This window comes from Micromonospora sp. NPDC003776 (assembly GCF_053605645.1).
Genome location: NZ_JBSGJR010000003.1, coordinates 38,776 through 45,104, shown reverse-complemented (window position 1 = coordinate 45,104; position 6,329 = coordinate 38,776). Strand labels below are relative to the sequence as shown.

Below are 6,329 nucleotides of genomic sequence, written 5' to 3'. Positions count from 1 at the left end.
CCGGTCGACGAATCCCACAGCAGGACAGCATCGTCGGTCAGGCACTGAGTCAGACCAGACCGGGTGACCCCACCTACATCCTCACTGTCAGGCACGGTGAAGTAGTCGTTCGGGAACGGCAGCAGGCACGCGGTCGGGTCGATCGGGTCGCAGGCGCCGCGCGCGGCCGGCTGCGGCGGCGCCGCGGCGGCGGCGGTCCCGAGCAGCACGGCGCCCGCGGTCACCAGCACGGCCGCGGCGAAAGGCAATCGCCTGGAAGTGGTCACAGGCATCTCCTTCGATGGTGGACGGAGGCGCGGAGCCGACGTGGTGGGACGAGCCCTGCGGTGGGGCGGGATATTCTTCCTACGCTCGTGAATGATTTTCGGCAATAGTCTGACCAGTTCGGGCTGTTCGAGCGCGTTCCGGCGAGGACGGTGCCTATGGACCGGCACGCCTTCCCGTGGCGGTGCAAGGTCGGAAGTCGGCGAACTCAAGCGGGTCGTCGGGCGGATCCAGGCGGGGAACTCGCGGGCCGACGGCTGGCGCTGCGGCGAATCGCTGCGATCCGGTTGGTTCAGGTGTCCGGCCTGGTGATTTTGACGGCGAGCGGAAGCTTGCCACGGGCTGGGTCGGGATTCGCAGTGGGGGTGGCGGTGTTGATCATGGCGTCGTTGTGGGGCTTCCGGACTGTGCTGTACGGCGCCTGACGCGGTCAGATGGCGATGACGACCTTGCCCGCGGGATGCCCGTCCCGGAGGTGCCGGATCGCGTCCGCTGCCTCGACAAGAGGGTAGGTGCGGTCGACCGCTGGGGTGAGTGCACCAGACTCGATGAGGTTCCGCAGCTCGTCGAGGTCCTCGGCGCGTTCCATGCTGCTCACGGAGCGTAGTCGCTGACCGACGAACGGGGACAGCAAAGGCGCGTGGAAGATCTGCCGGCCGTAGCCGCCAAGCAGCGGACCCTTCGTGTACGCGCCGCCGACCAGCGCCAGCGTCCCGTGCGGGGTGAGCGCGCGCCGCAGCAGTGACAGCGGCCGGTCACCGCCGGTGTCGATGACAACGTCGTACATCGGGCCGTCGCGGTCGACCTCCTCGCGGGTGTATTCGAGGACGTCGTCGGCGCCGAGGGAGCGGACGAAATCGACCTTGGCCGGAGCGCAGACGGCGGTCACCGTCGCGCCGTACGCCTTGGCGATCTGCACGGCCAAGGATCCGACGCCGCCCGCCGCGCCGATCACCATCACCCGGTGCCCTGGGCGCACCGCGCTGCTGTCGCGCACGGCGCGTAGTGCCGTCATCCCGGAGACGGGCACCGCGGCGGCCTGCGCGAACGACAGGTTGGCCGGCTTGCGTGCCAGCCGCCGCTCCGTTGTGCTCGCGAACTCGGCGTACGAGCCGCCCAGGCACGTGCCGTACACCTCGTCGCCCGGCTGAAAGCGGGTCACCCGGGCACCGACCGCGGCGACCGTCCCGGCCAGGTCCCGGCCGCGCGCCGGCACCCGCGGGCGGCGCAGCCCGCTTGCGAGGCGGACCAGGTAGGGCCAGCCGGCCATGAAGATCCACACTCCGGGGTCGACGCCAGCCGCGCGGACCTGGACGAGGACATCGTTGTCGCCGATGGTTGGTGGGTCGATGTCGCGCAGCTCGAGCACGTCAGGCGGGCCGTAGGTGTCCTGCACGATCGCCTTCACAATGCTGCCTCCTCGGGGTACTGGAACACGTCGTCGAGCCGTACGCCGAATACGCGGGCGATCCGGAACGCCATCTCCAGGGAGGGCGAGTAGCGGCCCTGCTCGATGGCGATGACGGTCTGCCGGGTCACGCCGATCCGTTCGGCGAGCTCCGCCTGGGTCATCTCGCTGTGCGCGAAGCGCAGCGCGCGGATGTTGTTCGTGACGCGGGTCGGCTTCACCACTGCGGGACCCCCCTGCGGTAGACGATCACCTTCGTTAGGGATCCGACCGCCGCCGACAGCACGAAGCACAGGTAGATGACGTTGGCGATCCAGAACCGGTCCCACTCGGCTAACGCCATGAGCATCGCCGACACCGCGCCGATGACGACGAACGCCTGGCCGACGTGGTCGCCGAGCCGCCCGATTTCCCGGTCGCGTACGTCCTTGACGCGCGACGCGCGGGGGTTCACTACGCCCATGCCGATCTCGGCCACGATGTTCGCGGCGATGGCGGCGCCGACCGTCCATAAAAGAGCGTCGGCGTAGGGGGTGGCGGAGAGTTTCATGCCGTCGGCTCGGCTCAGGACGACGGCGGTGTAGACGGCGTACCCGACCACGCTGACGACCAGCATGGCCCAGGCACGCTTTTCCTGGTGTGTCATGACCGACTCCAGATGTAAAGAATCCTCGACATGGCGAGAGTAAAGCATCTTTGACGACATGTCCAAAAATCTTTACATCGGGGCGCCGATCGTTGTCACCGGGCCGGCCGGGCCGCTCCACGCGGCGCTCACCCGGCCGAACCGCGATCTGGCCGTCGTCCGCACCAAGCCGCTGCCTGAGCGCTACGGAAGAGGTAGCGACTTTCGCGCCGCCGCTTCGCCGTCGGGGCGCTTCCACGTTGCCCTCGGGCTCGTACGAGAGTTGGCCCCGTCGTTCGGCCCGGCGCTGGATCTTCGTCGCTGTCGGCCCAAAGCCCGCCTGATCGCCGTCGACACCGACCACCACGACCCCGACAACACCGAACCGACCCCGATCGCCGCCTAACATCAAACCGGATCCCGCGATGGCTGTCTCCTACACCACCAGCGCGGACGCGACCCGACGCTGTACGAGCAGACCGCACGCGGCGTGGCTGGCGACGCTGTTGGGCGTACCGGAGGGCGACGCGGACACGGCGGCGGCGCTGCGCCTTCTCCATCGACGACCGTCCGACCCATCCCATGATTCAGGCACAGTCCCGCGGCAACCCGTGACGCTCACCGGGATGTTCCTGTTGGCTGTAGCCGGCCGTGAATCTGCCTCCGCATGTACTAGCGTCGGAGGTGTGAGGAAGCGTGCTGCGAGGTACGAGCCACTGACGGTGGCGCGCCTGGGTGCCCTGCTCGTCGGAGCTGACGAGACGCGACGATGGCGGTTGGTGGCGGAGTTCCTGGAGGAGTATCGATGGGAACCGGCTGAGGTGCGCGCCGGTCTGCTGGACCAGGAACCATCGCCTACCGGGGACGAGCACTGGGACGTGTTCCTCGCAGCGTTGACGGAGCACCTGTCGGCCAAGGACGGGCGCGGCGCGCCGTCATGGGTTGAGACGCGGTCGCTGCGGCGTTTCTGGTTCCCCTTCAACACCCGCGCCGCCCGGGTCGACGCGGTGGTGCACGCGCCGGCAGCGTTCCGTCGTCGGGGCGTGTACGTGTCGGCGCAGGAGTTGAACGTCGCGTGAGTCTCGATGATCCGCTGTTGGACCGTGCTGCGATCGAGGACGCCTTCCGTCGGCTGGGGGACCGGCTGGCAAGGCGAGGCGTGGTCGCGGATCTGTACATCTTCGGTGGGGCCGCCATGGCTCTGGCCTACGACGCACGACGGGCGACCCGTGACATCGATGCGGTGTTCCAGCCGCACGGGGTCGTGCTCGACGAGGCCCGAGCCGTAGCCGATGAACTCGGTCTGCCGCACTGGTGGCTCAACGAACAGGCCAGCGCCTACGTAGCTCCCGGCGGTGACGCGACAGCTCCTCGTGTGTTCGACCATCCGGGCTTGCGGGTCGCGGCAGCGTCTGCGGAGCACCTATTGGCCATGAAGGTGCTTGGTGCACGTCGTCGGGACGCCGAGGACATCCGGTTCCTGGCGGATCACCTCAGGTTGAGCAGCGCCGAGGAAGTCCTCGGTCTGTGCGCGGAGATCTTCCCGGAGGAGGAGGTTCCGGGTCGGGCAAGACTCGTGCTCGACGACGTTTTCGACGGCGGGTAGCCCGTCAACGGGTTTCCGGCAACGCACGAGACCTTTGAGAACATCCGCTCTGTTCATCCGCACGGACTACTTGCCGGTACGCACGAAGTCGATCAGTCGATTCCAGGCGATTCTCGGCTTGACCAGCGTCTGTTTGAAGTCCGTGCGAGCGTCGAGCAGCTGCTTGGCGCGCTTGCGGATCGGTTCGGACGCCTTGCTTACGTGGCCGGCGTCGAACGGTGGCTGCGGGTCGTATTCGATGGCCAGTTGGATCGCCTCGGCGAGCTCTCGGCCGGCGATCTCGCCGACCAGCCAGAGTCCCAGGTCGATGCCGGCAGACACGCCCGCCGCCGTTACGATCTTGCCGATCTGCACAATCCGCTCGTCGGGCCGGGGCGTTGCGCCCATCAACTGCAGAGGTCCCATCGCCACCCAGTGCGTGGTCGCAGGCTGGCCCTTGAGGATTCCCGCGGCCGCCAGGATCACCGCGCCGCTGCACACGGAAGCTGTCCACGTCGTGACCTCGTGGACCGACCGCAGCCAGGCGAGGATCTCCTTGTCCACCATCGTCGTTGGCGTCGTCGTACCGCCCGGCACCAGCACGAGATCCGGTGTGGGAGCCTCGGCGAGGGTGTGCGTTACGCCGAGTAGCAGGGCACCCCCGTCGGTGAGCAGCGGGCCGGTTTCCTTGCCCACGAAGCGGACTTCGGCGCCCGGGATGCGGCTGAGGACCTCGTACGGGCCGACCACGTCGAGGGCGGTGGTGCCGGGGTACAGCAGGATCGCGATCTGCATTTAGAGGTCCTAACAAAATGATCTCTGGGTCTTCCGTCCTCTGTAGAGGACGATCTACGATGTCGGGCCGTGAGGCGTGGTGAGCAGCCGCCGTGGATCGTGCCGGACGGGCTGTGGCAGCGCATCGAGCCGTTGCTGCCCAAACCGCAGCGCAACCCGCGGTACCCGGGGCGCAGGCGGAACCCGGACCGGCAGGTGCTGTGCGGGATCTTGTTCGTGCTGCACACCGGCATCCAGTGGGAGTTCCTGCCCCAGGAGCTGGGGTTCGGCTCGGGAATGACCTGCTGGCGGCGCCTGGAGGAATGGAACCGAGCCGGGGTGTGGCAACGCCTGCACGAGCTGCTGCTGGCCGAGCTGCAGGCAGCCGGGAAGCTCGACTGGTCCCGCGCCGTGATCGACTCCTCGCATGTGCGGGCCGCCCGACGTGGCCCAAAAGCGGCCCGAGCCCGGTCGACCGCGCCCGCCCGGGCTCGAAGCACCACGTCCTGACCGAGGGCGCCGGCATCCCCCTGGCCGTCGCGTTGACCGGCGGCAACCGCCACGACGTCACCCAACTGCTCCCGCTGATCGACAAGATCCCGCCGGTCCGGGGCCGCCGTGGCCGGCCCCGCCAGCGTCCCGACCAGCTCTTCGCCGATCGTGCGTACGACCACGACAAGTACCGCCCGGCCTTACGCGCCAACGGCATTCGGCCGCGGATCGCCCGCCGCGGTCAACCCCACGGCTCCGGTCTGGGCGTATTCAGGTGGGTGATCGAGAGAACGATCGCCTGGTACCACGGCATGAAACGCCTACGCATCCGATGGGAACGCCGCGACGACATTCACGAAGCCTTCCTCGCCCTCGCCACCTGCATCATCACGTACCGACACGTCGTACGACTTTGTTAGGACCTCTTAGCCACGCTCGTAGATCAGGAGGTGAACTCCGTCGCCGAAGGTCTGTGCGGAGGCGAGCCGCAGACGCTTTGTTTCACTCGTGCCGTCGAACAGGCGCTTGCCCGCGCCGACGATGATCGGATACACGAGAAGGTGCAGGGCGTCGACCAGGTTGTGGTCGATGAGCGCGCGAGACAGTTGCAGGCTTCCGTGCACGAGGATGTCCCGGTCGTACTGTTCCTTGAGCCTGGTGACCTCCTCGACCAGGTCGCCCTTGAGAACCGTGGTGTTGCTCCACTTCGGGTCGCTCAGCGTGGCGGAGACGATGTGCTTCGGCATCCCGTTGAATCTGTCGGCGAATTCGCCCTCGAATTGCGGCCAGGTCGCCGCGAACAGCTCGTACGTGACGCGCCCAAGCAGCTGTGCGTCCGCGGCCATGGTCTCGTCCACCTTGAACCGATTGCCCTCAGGGCCGCGAGAGAAGTGATCGGTCCAGCCCGTGCGTGCGAATTGCTCGCTGCCGCTCGGGCCTTCTGCGACTCCGTCGACCGATATGTATTCGGTGACCACCAGTCTGCCCATTCCGTGTGCTCCTTTCAGTCGAGCGCGTGGGTGTTGACCCGACGCCATGCGAAGCCTGCGATCCGTCAGCGACAGCATTGATGGGGTCGAGTGAATCGCCCGGTCGGCGCCGGCAGGGTGCGCGTTCGATGCAGCTGTCTACGGGCGGAACCGTATTCGCCGCGCAGCCTGTGGGGACAGGTGCGGTGGCCA

General features: G+C 67.7%; 9 protein-coding genes and 1 pseudogene. 4 read left to right on the top strand and 6 right to left on the bottom strand.

Annotated features, from left to right (window positions below):
* From ACWEVO_RS00625 to ACWEVO_RS00610, 4 genes are all read right to left on the bottom strand, one after another.
* A partial coding sequence (locus ACWEVO_RS00625; protein WP_452305434.1) for a hypothetical protein occupies positions 1 to 266 on the bottom strand: 266 nt, incomplete at its 3' end.
* 428 nt (positions 267 to 694) lie between these two features.
* The gene (locus ACWEVO_RS00620) at positions 695 to 1,672 is read right to left on the bottom strand and encodes an NAD(P)-dependent alcohol dehydrogenase (RefSeq protein ID WP_452305433.1); all 978 of its coding nucleotides are present in this window, start codon (positions 1,670 to 1,672) and stop codon (positions 695 to 697) included.
* Entirely contained in the window at positions 1,669 to 1,896 is a 228-nt protein-coding gene (locus ACWEVO_RS00615; protein WP_452305432.1) for a helix-turn-helix transcriptional regulator, read from the bottom strand. Before ACWEVO_RS00615 ends, ACWEVO_RS00620 begins: the two co-directional genes overlap by 4 nt.
* Positions 1,890 to 2,318, bottom strand: a complete 429-nt coding sequence (locus ACWEVO_RS00610; RefSeq protein ID WP_452305431.1) for a hypothetical protein — start codon at positions 2,316 to 2,318, stop codon at positions 1,890 to 1,892. Before ACWEVO_RS00610 ends, ACWEVO_RS00615 begins: the two co-directional genes overlap by 7 nt.
* A gap of 58 nt (positions 2,319 to 2,376) precedes the next feature.
* On the opposite strand from ACWEVO_RS00610, the gene ACWEVO_RS00605 reads away from it, so the two are divergent.
* The 3 genes from ACWEVO_RS00605 to ACWEVO_RS00595 all read left to right on the top strand — a co-directional run bounded on the left by ACWEVO_RS00605 (position 2,377) and on the right by ACWEVO_RS00595 (position 3,903).
* Entirely contained in the window at positions 2,377 to 2,703 is a 327-nt protein-coding gene (locus ACWEVO_RS00605) for a hypothetical protein (RefSeq protein ID WP_452305430.1), read from the top strand.
* A 280-nt stretch (positions 2,704 to 2,983) separates the two neighbouring features.
* A complete protein-coding gene (locus tag ACWEVO_RS00600) occupies positions 2,984 to 3,376 on the top strand; it encodes a hypothetical protein (protein WP_452305429.1) in 393 nt (130 codons plus the stop codon).
* Complete coding sequence (locus ACWEVO_RS00595) at positions 3,373 to 3,903, top strand: DUF6036 family nucleotidyltransferase (protein WP_452305428.1); 531 nt, start codon at positions 3,373 to 3,375, stop codon at positions 3,901 to 3,903. The genes ACWEVO_RS00600 and ACWEVO_RS00595 overlap by 4 nt, the downstream gene beginning before the upstream one ends.
* A gap of 66 nt (positions 3,904 to 3,969) precedes the next feature.
* On the opposite strand, the gene ACWEVO_RS00590 is transcribed toward ACWEVO_RS00595, so the two are convergent.
* Complete coding sequence (locus ACWEVO_RS00590) at positions 3,970 to 4,677, bottom strand: DJ-1/PfpI family protein (RefSeq protein WP_452305427.1); 708 nt, start codon at positions 4,675 to 4,677, stop codon at positions 3,970 to 3,972.
* 69 nt (positions 4,678 to 4,746) lie between these two features.
* Between ACWEVO_RS00590 and ACWEVO_RS00585 the strand changes: the two are divergent.
* Positions 4,747 to 5,567: pseudogene (locus ACWEVO_RS00585) on the top strand (IS5 family transposase).
* Positions 5,568 to 5,573: 6 nt separating this feature from the next.
* Here ACWEVO_RS00585 and ACWEVO_RS00580 read toward each other — a convergent pair.
* Positions 5,574 to 6,137 (bottom strand): dihydrofolate reductase family protein, encoded by a 564-nt coding sequence (locus tag ACWEVO_RS00580; protein WP_452305426.1) that lies wholly within the window; start codon positions 6,135 to 6,137, stop codon positions 5,574 to 5,576.
* Between the last annotated feature and the right edge of the window lie 192 nt (positions 6,138 to 6,329).